This window comes from Ruegeria sp. HKCCA5463, assembly GCF_013034175.1.
GTDB lineage: Bacteria > Pseudomonadota > Alphaproteobacteria > Rhodobacterales > Rhodobacteraceae > Ruegeria.
Map to the genome: position 1 here is coordinate 45102 of NZ_WQFL01000008.1, position 25171 is coordinate 70272.

A 25171-nucleotide genomic window follows, 5' to 3' on the forward strand; every position below is an offset into this window, starting at 1 on the left:
TGTTTCCGATCTGACGAGTTTGGCTTCGATTTCAGCGACGATCACGCCAGCGATTTACGATCGGGTACCGCCGGTCCAGCCAGAATGCCCGCTTACTCAAGCGCGTGCCCGGAGCGGACTGGAACCGTTTGTACTCGCTGATATAGATCAGGTGCTCGACCTTTCGCGCGTCCGCCTCGTCAAATCCGGCGGCGACGCAATCCGCGATGGAGCCATCCTGATCGACCAGAATGTCAAGTATCGCGTCCAGCACGGGATAGTCCGGCAGACTGTCACTGTCTTTCTGATCTTCGCGCAGTTCGGCGCTGGGGGGTTTGTCAATGACGGACGGGCGAATGACCTCTCCGTCAGGCCCCATCATCCAGTCTCGATGATTGGCGTTGCGCCAGCGGCAGGTTTCGAACACGCGGGTCTTGTACAGATCCTTGATCGGGTTGTAGCCGCCATTCATGTCGCCATAGATCGTGGCATAGCCCACCGCAACCTCGGACTTGTTGCCGGTGGTCAACAGCATTTCACCAAACTTGTTCGAGATCGCCATCAGCAAAAGCCCGCGCAGGCGCGACTGAATGTTCTCCTCGGTCAAGCCTTCGTCCAACCCCGCAAATAGCGGAGCAAGCGTGTTGGTGACGGCAGCCCGGCTTTCCGAAATCGGCACATGGTCATAGTGCACACCCAGCGCCTTGGCGACGGCCTCGGCATCGTCCAATGACGCTTGGCTGGTATATTCCGACGACAACATCACGCAGCGAACATTGTCGGCCCCGATGGCATCCACCGCGATGGTCGCCACCAAGGCGGAATCGATCCCTCCGGACAGTCCCAGAACTGCCTTTTTGAAACCGGTCTTGCCCATATAGTCCCGCAGGGATTGCACCATCGCGCGGTAATCCTGCTCCCACACATCCGGCTGGGGCACGATTTCTGCCGGCACAATGCGCCAGCCATCATCGCCGCGCTCAAGATCCACCTGAGAAACCACTTCGTCGAATACCGGCATCCGGAAGGCCAGCTCTCCGCCCGGGTTGAGACCGAAGCTGGCGCCGTCAAAAACCTGATCGTCCTGCCCGCCTACCATGTTCAGGTAGATCAGCGGCAAGCCCGTTTCGACCACGCGCGCGACCATATGGTTCAGACGTACATCGTATTTGTTCCGGAAATAGGGCGACCCATTGGGGATCAGCAGAAACTCGGCACCGGTTTCCTCAAGCGTTTCCGCCACATCCGGGTGCCAGCCATCCTCGCAGATGGGGCTGCCGATCCGGAAGTTGCCAACCGAATACGGACCGCCCAGAGGACCCGCATCATACAGGCGCACTTCGTCGAAAACAGTCTCATTCGGCAGGTGGTGCTTCAGAACCTTGCTGGTGATCCGCCCCCGCTTCAGGATCAGATAGGCATTGTACAACTTGCCATCATCGACCCACGGACCACCCAGGGCAATCGCGGGCCCATCGGCGCATTTCGCCGCCAGAGACTCGACCGCATCCATGGCCGCGCGATGAAACACCGGCTTCAGCACCAGATCCTGCGTGTTGTATCCGGTAATGAACATCTCGGGGAACGCCACCAGATCGGCCCCCGCCGCCTTGCCCTGTTCCCACGCGGAAACGACCTTGGCCGCATTGCCGTCGATATCCCCTAAGGTCGGGTTCAGTTGCGCCAGAGTGATGCGGAAACGGTCGGCCATGCTGCCCTCTTGCCTCGTCAGTCCTATTGCCATTTAGCAGATCATCGCGCGAGTAAAAGGCCAATGCGGCAAAACCCGTTGCCCTGCCCGCGACGGTACCCTAGTTTTGCGCCCAGGGATGCAACCAACGATGATCCGGCAGGCAGGACCAAAATGAACGTGATCCGAAACTCAATTGGGGCTGTGGCCATGAGCCTGGCAGCTGCGACCGCTTTTGCACAGGACGGCACGATTATCGTCAAGGATGACGAAGTGGGCGGCGTCTACGAGGGCACTTATGAGAATGGCCTGCGCCACGGGACGGGTACGTATCGGCTGCCCAACGGGTTCGAATACACCGGCCAGTGGGTGGAAGGCGAAATTCAGGGCCAGGGCGTCACCAAGTACCCGGATGGATCGGTTTATGAAGGCGCGTTCGTCAAAGGTCAGCCGGAAGGGCGCGGCAAGATCGTTTACGCCAATGGCAGCAGCTATGATGGAGAATGGTCCAACGGATCCATCAACGGCACGGGCGTCGCTGAATTTGCCAATGGCTCGCGATATGAGGGTGAGTTCAGGAACGCACAACGGCACGGCAAGGGCAAACTGACCTTTCCCGACGGATACGTCTACGATGGCGACTGGGTGGACGGTCAGCGGCAAGGCAAGGCCACGATCACCTATGCCGATGGCAGCGTTTACGAAGGCGATGTCAACGCCGGCTTGCGCGATGGAACGGGCACCCAGACAATGCCTGACGGAATGGTATACGAAGGCGAATGGACGCAGGACCAGATCACCGGGACAGGTCGCCTGACCTATGCCAATGGTGATGTGTACGAAGGCGAGCTTGTGCAGGGGCGCCGTCAGGGCAAAGGCAAAGTAACTCACGCGTCAGGGGACGTCTATGAGGGCGACTTTGTCGATGATCGCCGCCATGGCACAGGCACGTTCACCGGAACCGATGGTTTTGTGTACACCGGCGACTGGAACCAGGGTCAGATAGAAGGCCTGGGTGAGCTGACCTATCCCGACGGTTCGGTTTACGTGGGCGATTTCGTGGCCGATCTGGCGGAAGGAAACGGCCGCATCACCTATCCCGACGGCTCCACTTACGAGGGTGAGTGGATCGCTGGCGTCATCGAAGGCCAGGGTACGGCGACCTATGCCACCGGCATGATCTACAAGGGCCAGTTCAAAAACGCGCAAAGCCACGGCAAGGGTGTGATGACCCGCGCGGACGGTTCGATCTATGACGGAGACTGGGTCAACGGGGTTCGTCAGGGAAAAGGCAAGGCGACCTACTCTGACGGCACGGTATACACCGGGGATTTCGTGAACGGTAAGCGCCACGGCAAGGGAGAAATCGTGACCCCTGCCGGGTTCAAGTATGTCGGCGACTGGTCCGAAGGGAAAATCAACGGCGAAGGCATAGCGACCTATTCGAACGGCGACGTCTATGAGGGCAACTTTGTCGACAACAAAAGGCAGGGCAGCGGAACCATGCGCTATGCCAACGGGCAAGAAGAAACCGGTATCTGGGAAAACGGTGTTTTGCCAAATCAAACCCAGGACCAGCAGGGCGGCGTAGACGCTCCGGCACAGCAGACAGACCCGGGCTCAGAGACGGCACAGCCAGATCCGTCTGGCGAATGATCGCTCACCAGGGAACTGGTTTTCCGGCCCAGTCAAAGAACCCACCGGTATCCGCCGGGCGCAACCCGCCGATCACGGACATCAGGTTGCGCGCGGCTTCACCGGGTTCAACGGCAGGATGCCGTCCCAGATATTTCCGAGTAAACTCTGTTTTGACCGTGCCGGGATGCAGCGCAACACATATCGCCTGTTTATGGGTCCGGGCCAATTCAATTGCCGAAGTATGGACGATTTGATTGACCGCGGCCTTGGCCGCGCGGTAGCTGATCCAGCCGCCCATCCGATTGTCGCCAATGGACCCGACCCGCGCGGACAATACAGCAAATACCGAACGCCGCTGTCGCGGCAACAACTGATGGGCCCGGCTTAGCACCAACGCCGGACCAACGGCATTCAGAGCAAACTGGTCCATCATTGCCCTTGCCGAAACAGATCGAATGGTCTTTTCGGGCGCATTGCCTGAAATTTCCAGCGCCCCGGAAGCGACGAGAACAAGATCGAACGGGCTCGATAGGCGATCAAGCATCCGGCTTGCTCGATCTGGCTCCATCAGATCGAACCCCTCGACAGAGCGCGAGAGGCACGTCACCGCAACGCCCTGTGCCTCCAATTGCTCGCGTACGGCCGCACCAATCCCGCCGGACGCACCAATGATCAAAGCAGTATCCATCTGCGACCAGCTAGCGGCATGGACGGATCAATCAAGGGACGGGAATTTCCAACCCCGTACACCGCAACTTGTCGAAAATTGGTTCTTTTCATTCCCGGCGGCGTCTGTATAACCTCAAACCCATGATCAACTGCGCAGATATCCCTTTTGCCAAAGCCGCCCCTCACGGCGCGGTTCTGCGTGGCCTACTGATCCTAATCCGCCTCTGAGCGTGCCATCCGGCGCGCCCGCTCAGAGGAGGACGCCAGCGCGCCAACAGGCTTTAGGACAGACAAGAAAGAGATTCCCATGACCAACGTGACCGACCAAGACCGCGTCTTGATCTTTGATACCACTTTGCGCGACGGCGAGCAGAGCCCCGGCGCGACCATGACCCATGACGAAAAGCTCGAGATTGCCGAACTGTTGGATGACATGGGCGTCGACATCATCGAAGCGGGTTTTCCGATCGCATCCGAAGGTGACTTCAAAGCGGTGTCCGAGATCGCACAACGATCGAAAAACAGCCGCATCTGCGGTCTGGCCCGCGCCAATTTCGCCGATATCGACCGCTGCTGGGAGGCGGTCAAACACGCGGAACAGAACCGCATTCACACATTCATCGGCACCTCTCCGCTGCACCGCGCCATTCCGAACCTGACACAGGACGAGATGGCTGACAAAATTCACGAAACGGTCAGCCACGCGCGCAACCTGTGCGAAAACGTGCAGTGGTCGCCGATGGACGCGACCCGGACCGAGTGGGATTACCTGTGCCGCGTCATCGAAATCGCGATCAAGGCCGGGGCAACCACCATCAACATCCCCGACACCGTGGGATATACTGCGCCTCTGGAATCCGCTGACCTGATCAAACGCCTGATCGAAACGGTTCCGGGCGCAGATGAGGTGATCTTCGCCACCCATTGTCACAACGACCTCGGCATGGCGACAGCGAATTCGCTGGCGGCGGTCATCGGTGGCGCACGCCAGATCGAATGCACCATCAACGGCCTGGGCGAACGCGCCGGCAACACCGCCCTGGAAGAGGTCGTAATGGCTATGCGCACGCGCAATGACATCATGCCCTTCCACACCGGGATCGACACGACCAAGATCATGCATATCTCGCGCCGGGTCGCTACGGTGTCGGGCTTCAACGTTCAGTTCAACAAGGCCATCGTCGGCAAGAACGCGTTTGCCCACGAAAGCGGCATCCATCAGGACGGCATGCTCAAGAACCGCGACAATTTCGAGATCATGCGCCCCGAGGATATCGGCCTGTCGGGCACATCCCTGCCTCTGGGCAAGCACTCGGGCCGCGCGGCTCTGCGCGACAAACTGGAAACGCTGGGCTTTGAAGTTGGCGACAATCAACTCAAAGACATCTTCGTGCGGTTCAAGGATCTGGCGGATCGCAAGAAAGAAGTGTTCGACGACGATCTCATTGCGCTGATGACGTTGGACGAGGCGGACGACTATCTGCAATTGGTGTCGATGAAAGTCACCTGCGGCACCGGCGGGCAGGCGGAATCGACGGTTGAGCTGGAAGTCGACGGCAAGGACGTCATCGCAACTGAACATGGCGACGGGCCGGTAGACGCGACCTTCAAGGCAATCCGTGCGATTCACCCCAACACGGCCCGTTTGCAGCTGTATCAGGTTCATGCGGTGACCGAAGGCACCGATGCGCAGGCCACGGTTTCGGTCAGGCTGGAAGAAGATGGCATGATCGCCACGGGTCAGTCGGCGAACACGGATACCGTCGTGGCTTCGGCCAAAGCCTATATCCACGCGCTGAACCGCCTGATCGTGCGCCGGGAAAAGACCGGCCCGGGCGCGGATGCCCGCGAAATCAGCTACAAAGACCTGACCTGATCCAAAGTGGCGCGGTGAGGGGCTCCCGCACCTGCGGTTGCCCGGCTGCGCCGAGCGCCCTTGCAGCTTTGGGCCCGGCAGCGGACATGCAGCGCGCTGCCGGGCCCAACATGTTTGACGACATCTCTGATGCAGGCAAACAGGGCGGGAGTATCGGTTGCATTTCTGGTGGCTGACCTCAGAGGCTTGCAAATAGCTGCGACAGGCGTGTCGTCTCTTCCTCGATGCCGAATGGTGCGTTCAGAATGAACATCCCTGATCCCACCATCCGATGCCCTTCGCGCACCGGTGGAAATGTCACCTCATGACAAATAGCCTTGGGGAAGTTTTGCGCTTCAAGCGTCGCGATCATCCGGGCGTGGCGTTTGTCCGACAGAACCGGGTACCACAGCGCGATCACCCCGACATTCCATTTCCGGTGCAGTTTGGCAATCGCTCCGGGCAGTCGATCGTAATCGGTCTTCACCTCATAGCTTGGGTCAATCAGCAAAAGCCCCCTTCGCGGCGTCGGAGGCAGCAGGGATTGCACCAGTTCAAACCCGTCCTGCCGATACACCTTCGCCCCGAACGGTGACATTGCCAAAGACAGCGCGGCATGTTCCTGGGGGTGCAGCTCGGCAAAATGCTGGCTGTCCTGATCCCTCAACAGATGTGCTGCAATCATCGGCGATCCCGGATAGGCCGCGTCGCCGTGCCGGGCCTGAATGTTTTTCAGAACCCGCGCCATCGGATGTCCGGGGCCGAACCACCCTTCTCGTTTCGCGCGCTCGATTCCCGCCGCCGCCTCGCCCGTCCGCATGGATTCGTCCGCGTCCAAGTGGTACAGCCCCCGTCCAGAATGCGTTTCGACATAGCTGAGCGGCTTGTCCTTCTGCGTCAAATAATTCAGCACCCAGGCCAGCAATGCGTGCTTTTGGACATCAGCCAGATTCCCGGCGTGGTAAATGTGTTGATAAGAGAGCATTTTGCCTTCTAAAGTCCCATTCAATAAGGCGGAAAGGTGCTGATTGTCGCGGAATCAGCCCTTTTACCGGGCGTGATGGCACCCTATAAGTCATCCGTCCCGGAACCGTCGAGTCGCGGGCAGTAGAAAAACCGACATACAGGATCAGGGGAAACATGGGGATCTTTGGCAATCTGGGCGGCCTGTTCACAGCGGACATGGCCATCGACCTTGGAACGGCGAACACGCTGGTTTACGTCAAGGGGCGCGGTGTCATCCTGTCTGAGCCTTCGGTCGTAGCCTATCACGTCAAGGACGGCGTGAAGAAAGTTCTGGCTGTCGGCGAAGATGCCAAGCTGATGCTGGGCCGGACGCCCGGTTCGATCGAAGCCATCCGCCCCATGCGCGAAGGTGTGATTGCTGACTTCGATACAGCCGAAGAAATGATCAAGCACTTCATCCGCAAGGTTCACAAGCGTTCGACTTTCTCGAAGCCCAAGATCATCGTCTGCGTCCCCCATGGCGCGACACCCGTTGAAAAGCGAGCGATCCGTCAGTCGGTTCTGTCCGCTGGTGCCCGCCGCGCCGGCCTGATCGCCGAACCGATCGCCGCCGCCATCGGCGCGGGCATGCCGATCACCGACCCGACCGGCAACATGGTCGTCGACATCGGTGGTGGTACAACCGAAGTGGCGGTTCTGTCGCTGGGCGACATCGTCTATGCCCGCTCGGTCCGCGTGGGTGGCGACCGCATGGATGAAGCCATCATCTCGTACCTGCGTCGCCAGCAGAACCTGCTGGTCGGTGAATCCACCGCCGAGCGGATCAAGACCACCATCGGCACGGCGCGGATGCCTGATGATGGACGCGGCCAGTCGATGCATATTCGGGGTCGTGACCTGTTGAACGGCGTACCCAAGGAAATCGAGATCAGCCAGGCCCAGGTCGCCGAGGCACTGTCGGAACCCGTCCAGCAGATCTGCGAAGCGGTGATGACTGCGCTGGAAACCACTCCGCCCGATCTGGCCGCCGATATCGTGGATCGCGGCGTCATGCTGACAGGCGGTGGTGCATTGCTGGGTGATCTAGATCTGGCCCTGCGCGAACAGACCGGCCTGGCCGTGTCGATTGCCGACGAAAGCCTGAATTGTGTGGCTTTGGGCACCGGCAAGGCGCTAGAATACGAAAAACAGCTGCGCCATGCGATTGACTACGAAAGCTGAGGCGCGCACCTTTTAGGGGCAGTCTGAATTCGGCACGAGCAGCACGGGAAGGTAACCTGTGGCAAAAGACCGATCACAGCGCGATGACTACACGACCCCTCTGCGCCGCTTGTTGCTGGGGATCGTCATTCTGTGCTTGCTGGGCATCTTTCTGGTCTGGCGGATCGACAGCCCCCGCGTCGAGCGGTTCCGCGCGCAGGTGGTGGACGCGGTCGTACCGTCGATGGATTGGGCCATGGTGCCCGTGACCGCCGCTGTGAACCTTGTGCGCGATTTCCAAAGCTACCAGCGTCTGAGCGAGCAGAACCGCGAACTGCGCAGCGAACTGCGCCTGATGCGTGCCTGGAAAGAGGCCGCACTGCAATTGGAGCAGGAAAATGCGCGGCTGCTGGATCTGAACAATGTCCGCCTCGACCCGCGCCTGACATACATCACGGGTGTGGTGATGGCCGACAGCGGGTCACCCTTCCGGCAGTCCGTCCTGTTGAATGTGGGGGAACGCGACGGGATCGTTGATGGCTGGGCCACGATGGATGGCATCGGGCTGGTTGGCCGAATTTCCGGCGTCGGGCCAGATACGGCTCGGGTGATCCTGGTGACGGATGCCACCAGTGCCATTCCGGCAACGATTCAGCCTTCTGGCCAGACCGCGTTGATCAAAGGAGACAATACTCCGGCCCCAGTGGTCGAATTCCTGGAAAACCGAGAGCTGGTCCGCCCCGGTGATCGGGTGATCACATCCGGCGACGGAGGCGTTTTTCCGGCAGGCCTTTTGATCGGCCAGATCGCCGCGGATCCGGGCGGCCGTCTGCGCGTTCGCCTTTCAGCGGATTTTGAACGGCTCGAGTTTCTTCGCGTTCTGCGCTTCCATTCGCCCCCGCCAATTCAGGATCCGGGTGGGATCGTCGGGCCAACTCGGCCCGAAACTGCGCTTGTACCGGATGAGGTAAGCGATGGATAGGCCCGCCTCATACAACTGGGCCATGCGCGGCCTTTACGTTGCGCTGGCCTTTGTCGTGCTGTTCATGCACCTGCTGCCGCTTGATGCACAACCGGATCGCTGGCCTTTTCCTGATGTATTGGTTGCGCTGACCTTTGCCTGGGTATTGCGGCGCCCCGATTATGTGCCCACCCTGTTGGTCGCGTTTGTCATGCTGATGGCGGATCTTTTGCTGCAACGCCCGCCCGGCCTTCTGGCTGCGCTGGTGGTGTTTGGCACAGCCTATCTGCGCTCTGCCGCTCCGGGTATGAAGGACACTGGATTTGTCGGAGAATGGATGTCCGTCGGTGTGGTGATTGCCATGGTGTTTTTGACGAACAGAGTCGTTTTGTCGATCTTGTCGGTGCAGCAGGCCGCTTTGTGGCCAGTCGTGATGCAACTTGTGCTGACAATCGCCTTCTACCCGTTCATCGTGCTGTTGAGCCAAAGCGTATTTGGCGTCCACCGCCTGTCTGCTGCGGATGCCGGAGCCGTAGGGGGCGGAACATGAAACAACGCAAACCCAAGTCGCAGGGCCTTGCCTATAAACGCCTGCCACGCCGGGCGCTGCTGCTGGGCGGTTTGCAGGCGGCTTTTATCGGCGGGCTGGCCGCACGGATGCGTTTCATGCAGGTGGATCAGGCCGACGAATACCGCCTGCTGGCCGAAGAAAACCGCATCAACATTCGACTGATCCCGCCAACCCGTGGACGTATCTATGATCGCAACGGGCAGATCATCGGTCAGAACTCACCATCCTATCGCATCGTCATCGTGCGTGAAGACGCAGGCGACGTCGACAAGGTGATTGCCAAATTGTCGGAACTCATCCCGCTGAACGACGATGAGATCGAACGCGCCCGGACCGAAATGCGCCGATCAGCGCCGTTCCTGCCGGTCACTCTGGCGGATCAGGTCACTTGGGAAGACATCTCGAAAGTCGCAGTCAATGCCCCGGCCCTTCCGGGTGTGACGCCCGAGGTCGGCCTGACACGGCAATACCCACGCTATGAGGATTTCGCCCATATCGTCGGCTATGTCGGCCCGGTCAGCGACTACGATCTCAGCAAACTCGAGGACCCCGAGCCGGTTTTGCGAATTCCCAGGTTTCAGATTGGTAAGGTCGGGTTGGAAGCCAAGCAGGAAATTGCCTTGCGTGGCAAAGCCGGCGCAAAGCGTGTCGAAGTCAACGCCACAGGGCGCGTAATGCGCGAGCTGGACCGGCAGGAAGGTCAGCCGGGTGCGGACTTGCAATTGGCGATCGATGCCGACCTGCAACAATATGCGCAAGCGCGGCTGGCAGGTGAAAGCGCGGCTGCAATTGTTCTGGATTGCGAAACCGGGGACCTGCGCGCTGTCAGCTCTACACCCAGTTTCGATCCTAATCTGTTTGTGCGCGGTATCTCGGTCGCGGATTATCGGGCTTTGACGGGGGACAAGTATCGCCCTCTGGCCAACAAGTCCGTACAAGGCACTTATCCTCCGGGGTCGACGTTCAAGATGGTCACCGCATTGGCCGCGCTGGAGGCCGGCGTAATAGGCCCTGGAAACACAGTGTATTGCCCCGGACATCTGAAGGTCGGCAGCCGCAGGTTCCACTGCTGGAAGCGCGGTGGGCATGGTACGGTCGATCTGAACCTGTCGCTTAAACGCAGCTGCGACGTCTATTACTACGACGTGGCTTTGCGGGTCGGGATCGACAAGATATCCGAAATGGCCCGTACATTGGGGCTAGGCGTCAAGCACGATATTCCGATGTCGGCGGTTGCCGCTGGACTTGCCCCCAATCAGGAATGGAAGCAGCGGACACACGGTCAGGATTGGCTGGTGGGCGACACGGCCAACGCGTCCATCGGGCAAGGGTTCATGCTGGCATCACCGCTTCAACTGGCCGTCATGACGGCTCGTATAGCCACCGGCCGATCGGTGACACCGCGCCTTGTACGATCGATCGACGGTGTCGAGCAGCCTTCGGGCGCAGGGGAACCGCTGGACATCAACGCCTACAATCTGGAACAGGTGCGCAAGGCCATGTACTCGGTCTCGAATGATCGGCGGGGGACGGCCTATCGCAGTCGCATCATCGCAGACGAGTTCCGCATGGCCGGCAAAACCGGCACCAGCCAGGTCCGCAACATCACAAAGGCCGAGCGTGCCGCCGGCGTTATCCGCAACGAAGACCTCCCATGGGAACGTCGCGACCACGCCTTGTTCGTCTGCTTCGCGCCCTATGACAATCCGAAATACGCGGTTGCCGTGGTCGTTGAACATGGCGGCGGCGGGTCCAAGGCGGCGGCACCGGTCGCCCGCGATATCATGCTTCAGGCGCTCTACAACGGTACTCCGCCGCTTGAAGCATATCCGGTTGCCGACCGCGAGCGCATCAAGGAACAGCAAAAACGGCTCGAGGGCGACCGTCGCCCCAAAGCGCGTCCCGATGGAAAGGACCGCGCATGAGCTATCTTGAATATGCCGTGAAATCCACGCCGTCGGGGTTTCGGAAATTCCTGTACATGAACTGGCCGCTGACCCTGTTGCTGATCAGCACGGCCAGCGCAGGGTTCCTGATGCTGTATTCGGTTGCAGGCGGGTCGTGGACACCCTGGGCAGAACCGCAGATGGAGCGGTTTGGGCTTGGCCTGATCGCGATGTTCATCATTGCTTTGGTTCCGATCTGGTTCTGGCGCAACATGTCCGTGCTGGCCTATCTCGGGTCGGTTGCGTTGCTGGTATTCGTGGAATTGTTCGGCACCATCGGCATGGGCGCGCAGCGTTGGATCGACCTTGGATTCATGCGCCTGCAACCCTCAGAAGTCATGAAGGTGGCCCTGGTCATGGTTCTGGCGGCGTACTACGACTGGCTGCCATCGCACAAGACGTCTCGCCCTCTTTGGGTCTTTATTCCCGTGGCTCTGATTGTCCTGCCCACGCTGCTGGTTCTGAAGCAGCCGGATCTCGGCACGTCGATCCTGCTGTTGGCTGCCGGTGGCGGGCTGATGTTTCTTGCGGGTGTCCACTGGGCTTACTTTGCAGCCGTCATTGCCGCCGTCGTGGGCCTGATCGCCGCCGTGTTCAACAGTCGTGGGACCGACTGGCAGTTGCTCAAGGATTATCAGTTCCGCCGGATCGACACGTTTCTTGACCCTTCTACCGATCCTTTGGGTGCCGGGTATCACATCACGCAATCCAAGATCGCCCTTGGTTCCGGCGGCTGGAACGGGCGCGGTTTCATGCAGGGTACGCAATCCCGGCTGAACTTCCTGCCCGAGAAACACACCGATTTCATCTTCACCACCCTCGCAGAGGAGTTCGGGTTTGTCGGTGGCATCACGCTCTTGATTCTCTATGCCCTGATCCTTGTGTTCTGCATGGCGACCGCACTGGCCACCAAGGATCGGTTCTCGTCACTGGTTACTCTGGGCATCGCGCTGAACTTCTTCTTGTTCTTTGCCGTCAACATGTCGATGGTGATGGGCATGGCACCGGTTGTGGGCGTCCCTCTGCCAATGGTCAGCTATGGCGGATCGGCCATGCTGGTGCTGATGGCCGCGTTCGGCATCGTCCAAAGCGCTCATATCCATCGTCCCCGCTGATCTGAAAGGCCCCCGATGCCCGTAAACGTTCTGTTTTCCGCGCGCCCTGCCCTGTGGCCCGTCTATGAACCGCTGCTCACTCGATACCTTGCGGAAGCTGGCGTTGAGGCGCGGCTCGGTACGGAATTTGACCCGGATCAGGTCGATTACGTTGTCTACGCTCCAAATGGCGGGTTACTGGATTTTTCGCCCTTTACACGCCTGAAGGCGGTTCTGAGCCTCTGGGCCGGGGTTGAAAAGATCGCGGACAATGACACGCTGACCGTCCCCTTGGCGCGAATGGTGGATCACGGGCTGACGCAGGGTATGACCGAATGGGTGGTGGGCCATGTGCTGCGCTATCATCTGGGAATGGATCGCCACATCACCATCCTAGATGGCGTCTGGGCCCCGGATGCCCCACCTTTGGCGCAAGAGCGCAAAGTGTGCATTCTGGGCCTCGGCGCGTTGGGCGAAGCCGCGGCCCGCGCCCTGGCCTCGCTGAATTTCACGGTCACAGGCTGGAGCCGCACCGCCAAGGACATCCCCGGCGTAAATTGCCTGCATGGTCCTGACGGTCTACGTGACGCGCTTTCCCAGGCCGAGATACTGGTTCTGCTGCTGCCTGACACCGCTGCCACCGAAAACGCGTTGAATGCTGAAACGCTGGCCCTGCTGCCCAAGGGCGCGCGGATCATCAACCCGGGTCGCGGACCTCTGATCGATGACGATGCGCTGCTGGATGCCTTGAACGCGGGTCAGGTCGGTCACGCGACGCTGGATGTGTTCCGGGTCGAGCCCCTGCCCCCCGATCATCCGTATTGGGCACATCCGAACGTGACGGTGACCCCTCATATCGCGTCCGAGACCCGCCCGGCCACAGCCGCGCAGGTCATTTGCGAAAACATCCGTCGCGGCGAAGCCGGAGAGCCCTTCGTGCACCTGGTGGATCGCGCTTTGGGCTACTGATTTCAGGCCGCGATCAGACCGCGGCCTTTCAACAGGGCGTCAACCCCCGGCAATCTTCCCCGGAACGCCAGATACAGGTCTTCTGCCTCGCGCGAACCGCCAGTGGACAGGATGTTGTCCTCCAACGCTTTGGCGCGTTCGGGGTCAAAGGCACCTCCCGCCTCTTCAAAGGCGGCAAAGGCGTCGGCATCCATCACTTCGGACCACATATAGCTGTAATACCCCGAGCTGTAGCCATCGCCTGCAAAGACATGCGCGAAATGCGGAGTAGCGTGGCGCATTCCAATGGCCTTCGGCATCCCCAACCCGGCCAAAACTTCTGACTGTTTCGCCATCGGATCTGTCGGCGCCTCGCCATCGTGGAAGGCCAGATCAACAAGGGCCGAGGCGACATATTCCACCGTCTGGAATCCCTGATCGAAATTGGCCGCCTTCAGCACCTTTTGCAGCATTTCCTGCGGCATCGGCTCGCCCGTTTCCGCATGGGTCGCAAACTCGGCAAGAACCTCGGGCACTTCCAGCCAGTGTTCGTAAAGCTGGCTGGGCAATTCTACGAAATCGCGCGCCACAGACGTGCCCGAGATGCTTTCATATGTCACGTTGGACAGCATCTGGTGCAGGGCATGGCCGAATTCATGAAACAGAGTCCGCGCGTCATCATAGGACAGCAGGGCGGGATCCCCCTTGGCAAAGTTGCAGACATTGATGACAACCGGTGTCTGCTTCTTTGGGAATTTGGCCTGCGCCCTCATCGCGCTGCACCAGGCACCTGACCGCTTGGACCCTCGTGCAAAGTAGTCTCCGATAAATACGGCAACATGCTGCCCGTCGCGGGTAACGTCCCAAGCCCGGCAATCCGGGTGATAGAGGGGTACGTCCAACGGTTTGAATTCCAGCCCGAAAAGCCGGTTGGCGCAGGCAAACGAAGCCTCGATCATACGATCCAGTTGCAGATAGGGTTTCAACGCGGCCTCATCCAGATCATGTTCCGCCTTGCGCCGCTTTTCAGCATAATACCGCCAATCCCAGGCTTCCAGCGGGCCGTTGATGCCGTCTTCCTGCATCATCTGCGTCAGAACATCCGCGTCGGTGTCGGCGCGGGACTTGGCCGGTTCCCAAACCTGCATCAACAGTTCGCGCACCCGATCCGGCGTGCGCGCCATCTCGGTTTCCAGCTTGTAGTCGGCGAACGTGTCATAGCCCAGAAGCTTGGCACGCTCTTCGCGCAAGGCCAGGATCTCGGCCGCGATATCTCGGTTGTCTGTCTCTCCCCCATTGGCACCGCGTGCGGCCCAGGCGCGATAGGCTTTTTCACGCAGGTCCCGGCGGGGCGAGAATTGCAGAAACGGCACGATCAGCGACCGTGACAAGGTGACCACCGGCCCCTTGGCTTTCTTCTCCTGCCCCGCGGCACGCGCCGCGTCCACGACGAAATCCGGCAGGCCGTTCAGATCTTCTTCGGTCAGATCCATGTGCCAGTCCCGCTCATCCGCCAACAAGTTCTGGGTAAACGACGTGCCCAGCGACGCGAGGCGCGACTTGATCTCTTGCATGCGGGCGTCTTCGTCCCCTTCCAAAGCCGCGCCGGCACGCACAAAGCCCCGGTGGGTCAGCATCAGCACACGCGCCTGCTCCTCGGTCAGGTCAAGATCATCGCGCCGTGCCCATAGGTCGGCCACACGTTTGAACAGCGACTTGTTGGAAGAAATGCCCGAAAAATGCGCCGAAAGCCTGGGGGAAAACGCGCGTTGCAGTTCTTCCCGCTTGGGGTTGCTGTCCGCGCCCGCAATCGTGAAGAAGACCGACAGAACCTTGTCCAGTTGCCCGCCCGCAGCCTCGAGCGCCTCGATCGTGTTGGCGAATGTGGGGGTATCCGGATTTGCCGCTATCGCGTCAATCTCGGCGTTATGCTCTTTCATCGCCTGCTCCAGTGCCGGCGAGAAATCATCATCCGAGATATCGGAAAAAGGGGCGATTTCAAACGGTGTGGTCCAGTTGGACAGGATCGGGTTGGTCATGCGGATCTCCTTTGATCCCATAGCTATGTCGCCATGGCCGGGTGTTCCAGAACACCCATCCCATGTGAAGAAAGGTTAATCGTTTCTCATGCCACAAACGGGGCAATCGTCCCGGCGGGTCAGAACAATCTTTCGGCTTTCGCCGTACAGCGCGTCATAGATCAGCATCTCGCCGCGCAGCGCCACGCCGGCGCCCGTTATCACCTTGATCGCCTCGACCGCCATCATCGATCCGACGACGCCCGGCAGCGGGCCGATCACGCCGGCCTCGGAACAGGACGGGGCCAGACCGGGGGCCGGGGCCTCTGGGAAGATGCACTGATAGCAGGGGCTGCCATTGGCCGGGTCAAACACACTCAGCTGACCTTCCCACTGCGACAAAGCCCCCGAGATCAGCGGTTTGCCCAGCGCGACGGCGGTTCGGTTTGCCAGATACCGGGTCTCAAAATTGTCGGTTCCGTCAAGAATCAGATCGAAGTCTGCAAACAGGTCGGTGGCGATTTCCTCGCTCAAGCGGCGGTGATAGGGCAGAACAACGACGTTCGGGTTTTGCGCCTCCATCGCCTGCTGCGCCGAAAAGACCTTGGGCATTCCAATATCCGCGTCCCGGTGAATGACCTGTCGTTGCAGGTTGGCATTCTCGACAACGTCATCGTCGATGATCCCGATCGTGCCGACACCCGCAGCCGCCAGATATTGCAGCGCAGGTGCACCCAGACCACCTGCGCCGATCACCAGTACGCGGGCTTTTTTAAGTTTTTTCTGACCGGGCCCACCCAGTTCGCGCAAAACGATATGGCGGGCATAGCGGTCCAGCTCGGCCTCGGTAAATCGGTCCGAGGGCATGTCGGGCTCCGGTTCCGAAGTTGAAACTGCGCGGTTACGCAAGGCTTTGAGTATTCTGCCATACAGCAAAGCCAGCGCCGCGAAACCCACGAGGATTAGCCAAAGCGCCGCAGACCCACCCGTTGCTTCGCGAAGAGGGTGCCCATCCGGCAAGATCAGATGGGACAGTATGACGCCGGCCAGCAACACACTCACGGAAACCACCCGCGCTTTTTTCGACGTGCCGGCGATATAACCGACACCCCAAAGCCCCGCAGCCAGGATGAAAACCAACAGCATCAGCCGCGCCCGGTCGAGCCGAAACCGCCAGCCCCGCGATCGGTTTCGCCCAGAGCCTGAGCCAGTTCAAACGTTGCCTGCACCACCGGCGCGACCACAAGCTGCGCGATACGATCTCCGTGGGCGATCTCGAACCGTTCCTGTCCCGCATTCATCACGATCACGCCCAAAGGCCCACGATAGTCGCTGTCGATAGTGCCCGGCGTGTTGGGCAGTGTAATCCCATGCTTCAACGCAAGGCCCGAGCGGGGCCGAACCTGCACCTCATACCCTTGTGGGATTTCAATGCGCAGGCCGGTCGGCACCAGCGCCCGCTGACCGGGGTCCAGCGTAATCGGCGCGCCGCCGGGCAGATTGGCACGCACGTCCGCGCCGGCCGCCCCCGAGGTTTCGTAAGAGGGAAGCGCCACGGCGGGGTCTGCCCCGTCTTCGCGGATCACCCGGATTGCAACCATGCCCTTGCCTTTCCTTCAGCCTGCCAACGCGTCCGCGATTTTCGCCGCCAGACGCCGGGCAACTTCGTCTTTACCCATACGGGGCCATTCCTCGGCCCCGTTGTCCGAAATCAGGGTGACCGCATTTTCCGACCCGCCCATAATGCCTGTTGCAGGGCTGACATCGTTTGCGACGATCCAGTCGCAGCCTTTGCGCAGACGCTTGGCCGTGGCGTGTTCAATCACATTGTCCGTCTCGGCCGCAAAGCCGACAACCAACGGCGGACGGTTCGCGCCCATCCCGGAAACACGTTTCAGAATGTCCGGGTTTTCGGCGAATTCCAGTACCGGCAGGCCATCGCGGCTTTTCTTCAGCTTCTTGTCCGACGCGCTGGCGACACGCCAGTCCGCGACCGCAGCCGCGAATATTCCGGCATCGACGGGCAGAGCTGCATCAACTGCATCAGACATCTGTTGCGCGGTTTCGACAGGTACGACCCGCACACCCACCGGGGGCGGCACGTCTGCCGGGCCGGTCACAAAGGTCACCTCGGCCCCCAATTCCGCCAGCGCCCGGGCCACGGCGGCACCTTGGGCCCCGGACGAACGGTTGGCTATATACCGGACCGGATCTATCGGCTCATGCGTCGGGCCGGACGTCACCAGCACCCGCCTGCCCGCCAAGGGCCCCGCAGACAACCGAGCCTCAACCGCCGTGACAATTTCCAGCGGCTCTGACATGCGCCCCGGACCGTATTCGCCACAGGCCATGTCGCCTTCGTTCGGGCCCACAAAGCGCACGCCATCCGCTTGCAGCTGCTTCAGGTTTCGCTGTGTTGCCGGGTGGGTCCACATGCGCACATTCATCGCGGGCGCACACAGAACGGGTGTGTCCGTGGCCATCAGAAGCGTCGAGGCCAGATCGTTGGCCAGCCCTGCGGCCATCTTGCCCATCAGATCCGCCGTTGCGGGGGCCACAACGATCAGATCCGCAGAGCGGGACAGTTGAATATGCCCCATCTCGGCCTCATCGGTGAGGTCAAACAGATCGCGATAGCCTTTTTCACCTGCCAGAGCCGATACCGACAGCGGTGTCACAAACTCTTCCGCAGCGCGCGTCAATACAGGGGTCACGTCCGCGCCACGCTCGCGCAATCTGCGGATCAGGTCCAGCGATTTGTAGGCCGCGATTCCGCCACCGATAATCAGCAGAATGCGTTTGGATGACAGCATGTTCAGCCCTTCCCGTCCCGGTCGGCCCCGACATTAGGCAAGGCCCGCAGGTAGTTCCAGCGATTAATTCTGAACCTGAAATGCTGCACAGGGGTCTTCGCGCTCGGCCGTGGGGCTATCAATCACGATATCGAATTCTCCGTCGATCGCTCCATCCTCGGATTGTCCGACGGCCACGACTTTCCAACCTGGTCTGAGGCGCGCAAGATAGGTCGGTATGCCCCGATCCTTTCGCGCGTGACCATTTCCAGTAATCACGGCAACCGGACCCCCGGTTTCGTCCATCGCACGGACCACGGCACGGGCCAGCACAGCATCGCGCAATCGTTGGATCGCAACCATCTGGGGCAACTTTTCAGCCGGAAGCGCATCGCAATGCGCCGCCAACTGGTCGGCCTCTCGCGCGGCCTGTTCTTCGGGCGATAGAGGCACCGTCAGACCATAACGCGCCGCGTCTGCACCCAACGCCGTGGCGGCCCCGCGTTCCATCGCGGCACGCGCGGCAGCACGCGGAACCATGGCCCCGTAAACCGGCGCGCCCGACGCCTCGAACACCGGATAATACATGCTGAGCGGAGGCCAGCCACTTTCAGCCCATTTCAAAATGCGGCTCAGTTCTTCTGGGTTGGACACAGCTTTCTGAGCGAGCCTCTGCGCGCCCTCTTCCGTGACCATTTCCCAGACGACGGCCGAAGGTGAAACAGCCTCGAGCGCTTCGGCCTGCACCAGATGATGAGTCGGGTTGTCGTGAACTTCCCCCAATATCACGACATCGGCGTCCCGCATCACGGACATGGCATCAGCGGGAACAAGTCTATCTGCCAGCCCCGGTCGCGCTGCCGCAACCGTAAGACCCAGAACGCACACAAGAATCGCAAACTGTTTCATGCGATGAAGTGTTGCACCTCGCGCGACTGGGCTTCAAGGTTCTTGCGCATTTTCGCGAAGGCTGCGGCTTCAAGCTGACGTACACGTTCCTTGGACAGGCCCAGCTCGGTTCCCAGGCTTTCCAGGGTTCGCGCAGGGTCTCGCAGCTTGCGCTCGCGCACAATGAAACGCTCGCGATCATTCAAGGCATTCATCGCCGTCAACAGCCACTTGCGCAGTTGTTCGGTATCAAGGCTGTGTTCAACTGCTTCGGCTGCCTGCTCGCGGTCATCTTCCAGAGCATCGATCCACTCGCGCCCATCCTCATCAGCGGATTGCACCGCATTCAGCGAAAAATCAGAACCGGACAGACGACCTTCCATCATCTCGACGTCGCGCAGCGGCACACCGATTTCCGTGGCGATCATCTGATGCAACTGATGACGGTCCAGTTCCTGACCTTCGGTGGCGGCTTCACGTTCCAGCCGGGCCTGAACTCGACGCATGTTGAAGAACAGCGACTTCTGAGATGAGGTTGACCCGGTCCGAACCATGGACCAGTTCCGCATGACATAGTCCTGAATGCTTGCCTTGATCCACCATACGGCATAGGTCGAAAACCGCACGCCGCGATCTGGATCGAACTTGTCTGCGGCCTTCATCAGGCCAAGGCCTGCTTCCTGAATGAGATCATTCATCGGCGCGCCATAGCGCTTGAACTTGGCCGCCATCGAAATCGCCAGACGCATATAGGCGGTGATCAGACGGTGCAACGCCTGTTCATCACGCTCATCACGCCACGCATAAGCCAGTTTCAGTTCGGTTTCCGCATCCAGCAGCTCGGCCTTCATTGCTTGCCGGGACATCGAAAAGTCCGTCGCATTATCCAGTGCCATAAACCTCTCCCCTGTTTGCAGGTACTGGTCAGACTTGCTTTGCCGACCTATGACCATTACGCAAAACAGCACCAAACGGATCAACTATAGGTAAGTACTGTGTCGCCGGATTTAACCTTGGTTCTGGGTGGGGCCGCGTCGGGCAAGTCGGTTTTCGCCGAAGAACTAGTTGTTTCTCAGGGGAAAAGCCGAGTTTACCTTGCGACATCACAAGTGTTTGATGACGAGATGCGCCAGAAGGTAGAGCGCCATCTTGAGCAACGCGGCGACGGTTGGACCACGGTTGAAGAACCTTTCGATCCGGGGCCGGTTCTGGCCACGTTGTCGCCCGATCAGATTTGCCTGATTGACTGCGCCACTATGTGGCTGAGCAACCACCTGTTGGCCGAATCCGATCTGGAGGCGGCACAAACCGCCCTGCTTGACGCCCTTCGTGGATGCCCCGCGCAAATCGTGATCGTCTCGAACGAAGTTGGCCACGGCATTGTCCCGGACAACGCCCTGGCCCGCCGGTTTCGCGAAGCCCAGGGGCGGTTGAACATCGCGCTTGCAGCGCAGGCCGGTCTGGTGGTGCAGATCACCGCCGGGTTGCCCGTTGTTCTGAAAGGGCAATTGCCGTGACGCGCCTTCACCTTGTTCGACACGGGCCGACGCACGCGAAAACCATGGTCGGCTGGTCCGACCTGCCCGCTGACCTGAGCGATGCAGCCGCACTGAAACGTCTGCACGACCATTTGCCGCCCGAGGCGCTTGTGATCTCGTCCGATCTGTCTCGGGCGGTTGACACTGCCACGGCCATACAAGGCCAACGTCAACGTCTTCCTCATCATACGGACTTGCGGGAAATCCATTTTGGTCGCTGGGAGTTGCGCGGATTTGCCGAAATCGAAGCCGAAGACCCGGAACTGGCCTTTGCGTATTGGGACAACCCCGGCGATGTCCGCCCGCCGCAAGGTGAAAGCTGGAACGACGTCCGCAATCGGGTCGACGCGGCGATCGACACGCTTGTTTCAGCACATTCAGGCGGCGATCTGGTCATCGTCGCGCATTTCGGCGTTATCCTAACTCAGGTGCAGCGCGCCCTTGATCTGGACGGACAACAGACTTTTTCACACCGAATCGACAACTTGTCGGTGACGGATATCCTGATCGACGCAGACAGGTGGTCCGTCGGTACAATCAATCACCTTCCGTGAACAGACCCCTCACAAATCAATGTTTTACCGAACTGCGAACCTGCGGCATCGTCTGCGTATGACATATGATTTGTATATCGGCGACCGCCTCTTCTCCAGCTGGTCAATGCGTGGCTGGTTGATGCTTGAGAAATTCAACCTGCCCTACAGAAGCCACATGATTGGCCTGTATTCGGGCACAATGGCACAGGATATGGAGCCCTTGGCCCCAGCGCGACTTGTGCCTGCCCTGCACCTGCCGGAAGGAACTGTGGTGGGCGAAAGCCTGGCCATGGCTGAAACCCTGGCCGAGCGCCACCCTGATGCCGGGTTGTGGCCATCAGATCCCGCCGCCCGGGCAACCGCCCGCTGGCTGTGCGCCGAGATGGTGGCAGGGTTTGGAGCCTTGCGGGGTGAATGCCCGATGCAATTGCTGCACGTCTGGCAGGATTTCGACCCATCAGATGAAACACTGGCAGATCTGGCACGCATCGAAACACTCTGGGATCATGCGCGCATAATGTCAGGTGTGGAACAAGGCCCGTTGTTTGGCTCGTATTCGCTGGCGGACGTGTTTTACACACCTGTCGCAGCGCGGATCATCGGATACGGGCTGCCAGTATCCAAGGCGAACCGGACCTATTGCCTGGACCTTTTGTCAGACCCCGCCGTCAGACAATGGCGCGCAATGGGCCTGACTGTCAGATACGACCCTTTTCCCTATCGTCTGGATTTGCCGTCCAAGCCCTGGCCGATCGGAGGGGTTTCAACCGCCAAGCCGGTCTCCGGCCCGTCAATCAACCAAGTTTGCCCGTATTCCGGCAAACCCGTTGCGGAATTTCTGGAGTTGGATGGAAAATGCTGGGGCTTCTGCAATCCATTCTGCCGCGACAAAACAATTGCCGATCCCGACGCGTGGCCAAAATTCGCTGCATTGCGCGCAACCGTTAACGACTCTTAAACCACAATCATGGCAGCAACACACTGTTAACCAAGAACAGGACTGCCATGGTCGCCCGCGCCCACACTGTTGCCTTTCACGGCGTCGAAGCCCGCCCGGTCGAGGTGCAATGTGCCGTATCGCCCGGCTTGCCGGCCTTTTCCATCGTTGGCCTTCCCGACAAAGCCGTGTCCGAAGCCCGCGACCGTGTCCGCAGCGCGCTGAGTGCGATGGCCATCGCTCTGCCGTCGAAACGAATTACGATCAACCTGTCTCCCGCCGATCTGCCCAAGGAAGGCAGCCATTTCGACCTGCCCATCGCAGTCGCGCTGTTATCGGCACTCGAGGTCATCCCAGCCGATGCCGCCGAAGGAACGGTCGCACTGGGAGAGTTGTCGCTTGATGGATCTCTGGTACCTGTCGTCGGCGCCCTGCCCGCCGCCATGACGGCCGCGTCCGAAGATCGCATGTTGCTGTGTCCCAAAGCCTCCAGCGCCGAAGCGGCATGGGTCGACGCCACTCAGGTTATCGGCGCGGGTTCCCTGGGCGATGTTGTCCGCCATTTCTCGGGACAGTCCCCTTTGCCCGCGGCACAACCCGGCGAGGTGAATCTGACGCCCAGCGTGCGAGATCTGCGCGACGTAAAGGGGCAGGAACGCGCCAAGCGCGCTTTGGAAATCGCAGCAGCCGGGCGTCACCATCTGATCATGATCGGCACGCCGGGGTCGGGCAAATCCATGCTGGCTGCACGGCTTCCGGGCATCTTGCCTCCGCTGACCGCAGTCGAAGCGTTGGAAACTTCGATGATCCAATCCCTGTGCGGGTTGCTGGATGAAGGCGGCATCAACCGCACGCGTCCTTTTCGGGAACCGCATCATACGGCCTCGATGGCAGCCATTGTCGGCGGGGGCAAAGGTGCCAAGCCCGGTGAAATCTCATTGGCGCATAACGGCGTGCTGTTCATGGATGAGTTTCCCGAGTTTCCGCGTGCGGTTCTGGAGACCCTGCGCCAGCCAATAGAGTCCGGAGAAGTCATGGTGGCGCGTGCCAATGCCCATGTGAAATACCCCTGCCGCTTCATGCTGGTGGCCGCCGCGAACCCGTGCAAATGCGGCTACCTGACGGATCCATCGCGCGCCTGCTCTCGCGCACCCGGCTGCGGCGAGGATTATCTGAACCGTATCTCGGGGCCCCTGATGGACAGGTTCGACCTGCGTATCGAAGTTCCGCCTGTGGGCTTCACCGATCTTGATCTGCCCCCATCCGGCGACAGCTCGGCGACAGTCGCCACGCGGGTTGAAAACGCCCGCGCCATACAGGCAGAGCGGTTTCGGGGAATGCCGGACCTGCGCCAGAATTCCGACGCCGAAGGCAAGGTTCTGGAACAGATCGCAACACCCGATGCAGAAGGAAAAGCAGTTTTGCTGAAGGCGGCTGATCGGTTCGGCCTATCGGCCCGTGCCTTTCATCGGATCCTGAGAGTGGCGCGGACGATCGCCGATCTGGACGGTTCAGGCGACATCCGCAGGCCACATGTTGCAGAGGCGCTGAGCTTTCGCATCAGCGCCCGGGTCATGGCTTAGACCTTGGCTTCAATCGCCTGCCAGATCTTTTCGGCGATGTTCACGCCGTCGAACCGTTCCAGCTCTTGAATACCGGTGGGCGAGGTCACGTTGATCTCGGTGAGATAGTCGCCAATGATGTCGATCCCGACAAAAATCTGACCTTTTTCCTTCAGCAGCGGCCCGATGGCGGCGCAGATCTCCAGATCACGCTCTGACAACCCGATCTTTTCCGGGCGTCCGCCCACATGCATGTTTGACCGCGTTTCGCCCGCGGCCGGCACCCGGTTGATTGCGCCAACCGGTTCACCGTCCACGAGGATCACCCGCTTGTCGCCATTGCTGACATCCGGCAGGAACTTTTGCACGATCAGAGGCTCGCGCGAGAACCCCGTGAACAGCTCGTGCAGAGAGGTCAGGTTGCGGTCATTGGCATCCAGTCGGAACACGCCCGCACCGCCATTGCCATAAAGCGGCTTTAGGATGATATCGCCGTGCTTTTCCTTGAACGCCTTGATCGTTTTTATGTCACGGGCAATCGTTGTCGGCGGCGTCAGGTCAGGGAAATCCAAAACCAGCAGTTTTTCAGGATAGTTCCGAACCCAGAACGGGTCGTTGACCACCAGCGTTTGCCCTTTCAGGCGGTCCAGTAGATGGGTGGACGTGATGTAGTGCATGTCAAAGGGTGGATCCTGACGCAGCCAGACCACGTCGAAATCGGCCAGGTCAACCTCACGTTCGGGGCTCAGAACCGCCGGATCGCCGGCGACCCGCTGCACGGTCATGTCATGGCCGCGCGCCGTGATACGACCTTCCTGATAGGCCAGCTGATCCGGCCCATAGAAAAACAACGAATGACCGCGCGCCTGCGCCTCCTCCGCCAGACGGAATGAGCTGTCGGCGTTGATGTCCACGGCCCCGATCGGGTCCATTTGAAAGGCGATTTTCATGTCGTGTCCCTCAGTTTCACGCAAGATACATGGCCCAGCAGGCCTGAGGGTTCAATGGGGCTTAGGCGTGACCGAAGGCGTTTTCGATGATTTGAACCGCGCCAGTACCATCTACCAGTGCCGCGTCAAATCGGACATTGGTCAATTGCCCACCCGGTTCGTTTTCCAGGTATTGCGCGGCCGAGGCACAGATTCGGTCAATTTGTCTTTGGCTGATCCGGGCTGCAGCATTTTCGAAACTGGAGCTTTTCTTGACCTCGATGAACACCAGCCCATCGCCGTCCCGCGCAATCAGATCGATTTCACCACCGGCACCCCGCCACCGATGATGCGCAATTGCAAACCCCCGGCGCTCGTAGTCCGAAGCGACCCGAAGCTCGGCCGACTGCCCCGCCTGGTAGGAAACCGAGCCCTGAATTGCACGCCGCCCCAT

Annotated in this window: 23 protein-coding genes; 12 read left to right on the forward strand and 11 right to left on the reverse strand. The window is 60.1% G+C overall.

Annotated features, from left to right (window positions below):
* Nucleotides 1-31 precede the first annotated feature (31 nt).
* A complete protein-coding gene (locus tag GOW09_RS16440; RefSeq protein WP_171119652.1) occupies nucleotides 32-1690 on the reverse strand; it encodes an NAD+ synthase in 1659 nt (552 codons plus the stop codon).
* Nucleotides 1691-1843: 153 nt separating this feature from the next.
* On the opposite strand from GOW09_RS16440, the gene GOW09_RS16445 reads away from it, so the two are divergent.
* Nucleotides 1844-3325 carry a 2-isopropylmalate synthase gene (locus tag GOW09_RS16445; protein ID WP_171119653.1) on the forward strand — a complete coding sequence of 494 codons (1482 nt, stop codon included), beginning with the start codon at nucleotides 1844-1846 and terminating at the stop codon, nucleotides 3323-3325.
* 4 nt (nucleotides 3326-3329) lie between these two features.
* On the opposite strand, the gene GOW09_RS16450 is transcribed toward GOW09_RS16445, so the two are convergent.
* Nucleotides 3330-3995 carry an SDR family NAD(P)-dependent oxidoreductase gene (locus GOW09_RS16450; protein ID WP_171119654.1) on the reverse strand — a complete coding sequence of 222 codons (666 nt, stop codon included), beginning with the start codon at nucleotides 3993-3995 and terminating at the stop codon, nucleotides 3330-3332.
* 288 nt (nucleotides 3996-4283) lie between these two features.
* On the opposite strand from GOW09_RS16450, the gene GOW09_RS16455 reads away from it, so the two are divergent.
* The gene (locus tag GOW09_RS16455) at nucleotides 4284-5852 is read left to right on the forward strand and encodes a 2-isopropylmalate synthase (RefSeq protein WP_171119655.1); all 1569 of its coding nucleotides are present in this window, start codon (nucleotides 4284-4286) and stop codon (nucleotides 5850-5852) included.
* A gap of 178 nt (nucleotides 5853-6030) precedes the next feature.
* Here the strand turns inward: GOW09_RS16455 and GOW09_RS16460 are convergent, their stop codons facing one another.
* Nucleotides 6031-6816: a 23S rRNA (adenine(2030)-N(6))-methyltransferase RlmJ gene (locus GOW09_RS16460; RefSeq protein WP_171119656.1), complete on the reverse strand. Its 786-nt coding sequence runs from the start codon at nucleotides 6814-6816 to the stop codon at nucleotides 6031-6033.
* 155 nt (nucleotides 6817-6971) lie between these two features.
* On the opposite strand from GOW09_RS16460, the gene GOW09_RS16465 reads away from it, so the two are divergent.
* From GOW09_RS16465 to GOW09_RS16490, 6 genes are read left to right on the forward strand one after another with little or no spacing between them, the layout of a single operon-like run.
* The gene (locus tag GOW09_RS16465; protein WP_039523195.1) at nucleotides 6972-8018 is read left to right on the forward strand and encodes a rod shape-determining protein; all 1047 of its coding nucleotides are present in this window, start codon (nucleotides 6972-6974) and stop codon (nucleotides 8016-8018) included.
* Nucleotides 8019-8076: 58 nt separating this feature from the next.
* Nucleotides 8077-8979, forward strand: a complete 903-nt coding sequence (mreC, locus tag GOW09_RS16470) for a rod shape-determining protein MreC (RefSeq protein ID WP_170346418.1) — start codon at nucleotides 8077-8079, stop codon at nucleotides 8977-8979.
* Complete coding sequence (locus GOW09_RS16475; protein ID WP_171119657.1) at nucleotides 8972-9508, forward strand: rod shape-determining protein MreD; 537 nt, start codon at nucleotides 8972-8974, stop codon at nucleotides 9506-9508. The genes mreC and GOW09_RS16475 overlap by 8 nt, the downstream gene beginning before the upstream one ends.
* Nucleotides 9505-11454: a penicillin-binding protein 2 gene (gene mrdA, locus GOW09_RS16480; RefSeq protein WP_171119658.1), complete on the forward strand. Its 1950-nt coding sequence runs from the start codon at nucleotides 9505-9507 to the stop codon at nucleotides 11452-11454. The genes GOW09_RS16475 and mrdA overlap by 4 nt, the downstream gene beginning before the upstream one ends.
* Nucleotides 11451-12590 carry a rod shape-determining protein RodA gene (gene rodA / locus GOW09_RS16485; protein ID WP_152456886.1) on the forward strand — a complete coding sequence of 380 codons (1140 nt, stop codon included), beginning with the start codon at nucleotides 11451-11453 and terminating at the stop codon, nucleotides 12588-12590. The genes mrdA and rodA overlap by 4 nt, the downstream gene beginning before the upstream one ends.
* Before the next feature lie 15 nt (nucleotides 12591-12605).
* Complete coding sequence (locus tag GOW09_RS16490; protein WP_171119659.1) at nucleotides 12606-13538, forward strand: glyoxylate/hydroxypyruvate reductase A; 933 nt, start codon at nucleotides 12606-12608, stop codon at nucleotides 13536-13538.
* A gap of 2 nt (nucleotides 13539-13540) precedes the next feature.
* Here GOW09_RS16490 and GOW09_RS16495 read toward each other — a convergent pair whose 3' ends face one another.
* The 6 genes from GOW09_RS16495 to GOW09_RS16520 form a co-directional block, all read right to left on the reverse strand.
* Complete coding sequence (locus GOW09_RS16495) at nucleotides 13541-15556, reverse strand: M3 family metallopeptidase (RefSeq protein WP_171119660.1); 2016 nt, start codon at nucleotides 15554-15556, stop codon at nucleotides 13541-13543.
* A 75-nt stretch (nucleotides 15557-15631) separates the two neighbouring features.
* Entirely contained in the window at nucleotides 15632-16681 is a 1050-nt protein-coding gene (locus tag GOW09_RS16500) for a HesA/MoeB/ThiF family protein (protein ID WP_171119661.1), read from the reverse strand.
* Complete coding sequence (gene dut / locus GOW09_RS16505; protein ID WP_171119662.1) at nucleotides 16681-17136, reverse strand: dUTP diphosphatase; 456 nt, start codon at nucleotides 17134-17136, stop codon at nucleotides 16681-16683. The genes GOW09_RS16500 and dut overlap by 1 nt, the downstream gene beginning before the upstream one ends.
* A 15-nt stretch (nucleotides 17137-17151) precedes the next feature.
* Entirely contained in the window at nucleotides 17152-18348 is a 1197-nt protein-coding gene (gene coaBC, locus GOW09_RS16510; RefSeq protein WP_171119663.1) for a bifunctional phosphopantothenoylcysteine decarboxylase/phosphopantothenate--cysteine ligase CoaBC, read from the reverse strand.
* Nucleotides 18349-18411: 63 nt separating this feature from the next.
* Complete coding sequence (locus GOW09_RS16515) at nucleotides 18412-19236, reverse strand: ChaN family lipoprotein (RefSeq protein ID WP_171119664.1); 825 nt, start codon at nucleotides 19234-19236, stop codon at nucleotides 18412-18414.
* Nucleotides 19233-20111, reverse strand: a complete 879-nt coding sequence (locus GOW09_RS16520; protein ID WP_171119665.1) for an RNA polymerase factor sigma-32 — start codon at nucleotides 20109-20111, stop codon at nucleotides 19233-19235. The genes GOW09_RS16515 and GOW09_RS16520 overlap by 4 nt, the downstream gene beginning before the upstream one ends.
* Nucleotides 20112-20210: 99 nt before the next feature.
* Between GOW09_RS16520 and cobU the strand changes: the two genes are divergently transcribed.
* Genes cobU through GOW09_RS16540 form a run of 4 tightly spaced genes read left to right on the forward strand, consistent with a single transcriptional unit; the run spans nucleotide 20211 to nucleotide 23809 of the window.
* On the forward strand, nucleotides 20211-20732 hold the full coding sequence (cobU, locus tag GOW09_RS16525) for a bifunctional adenosylcobinamide kinase/adenosylcobinamide-phosphate guanylyltransferase (protein ID WP_171119666.1): 522 nt from the start codon (nucleotides 20211-20213) through the stop codon (nucleotides 20730-20732).
* Entirely contained in the window at nucleotides 20729-21307 is a 579-nt protein-coding gene (locus tag GOW09_RS16530; RefSeq protein WP_171119667.1) for a histidine phosphatase family protein, read from the forward strand. The genes cobU and GOW09_RS16530 overlap by 4 nt, the downstream gene beginning before the upstream one ends.
* Before the next feature lie 58 nt (nucleotides 21308-21365).
* On the forward strand, nucleotides 21366-22247 hold the full coding sequence (locus GOW09_RS16535) for a glutathione S-transferase (RefSeq protein ID WP_171119668.1): 882 nt from the start codon (nucleotides 21366-21368) through the stop codon (nucleotides 22245-22247).
* A 47-nt stretch (nucleotides 22248-22294) separates the two neighbouring features.
* Nucleotides 22295-23809 (forward strand): YifB family Mg chelatase-like AAA ATPase, encoded by a 1515-nt coding sequence (locus tag GOW09_RS16540; protein WP_171119669.1) that lies wholly within the window; start codon nucleotides 22295-22297, stop codon nucleotides 23807-23809.
* On the opposite strand, the gene gshB is transcribed toward GOW09_RS16540, so the two are convergent.
* Together gshB and GOW09_RS16550 are read right to left on the reverse strand one after the other, a co-directional pair.
* On the reverse strand, nucleotides 23806-24738 hold the full coding sequence (gshB, locus tag GOW09_RS16545) for a glutathione synthase (protein ID WP_152456874.1): 933 nt from the start codon (nucleotides 24736-24738) through the stop codon (nucleotides 23806-23808). The two genes, GOW09_RS16540 and gshB, sit on opposite strands and share 4 nt — an antisense overlap.
* 61 nt (nucleotides 24739-24799) lie before the next feature.
* On the reverse strand, nucleotides 24800-25171 hold the full coding sequence (locus GOW09_RS16550; protein WP_171119670.1) for a YraN family protein: 372 nt from the start codon (nucleotides 25169-25171) through the stop codon (nucleotides 24800-24802).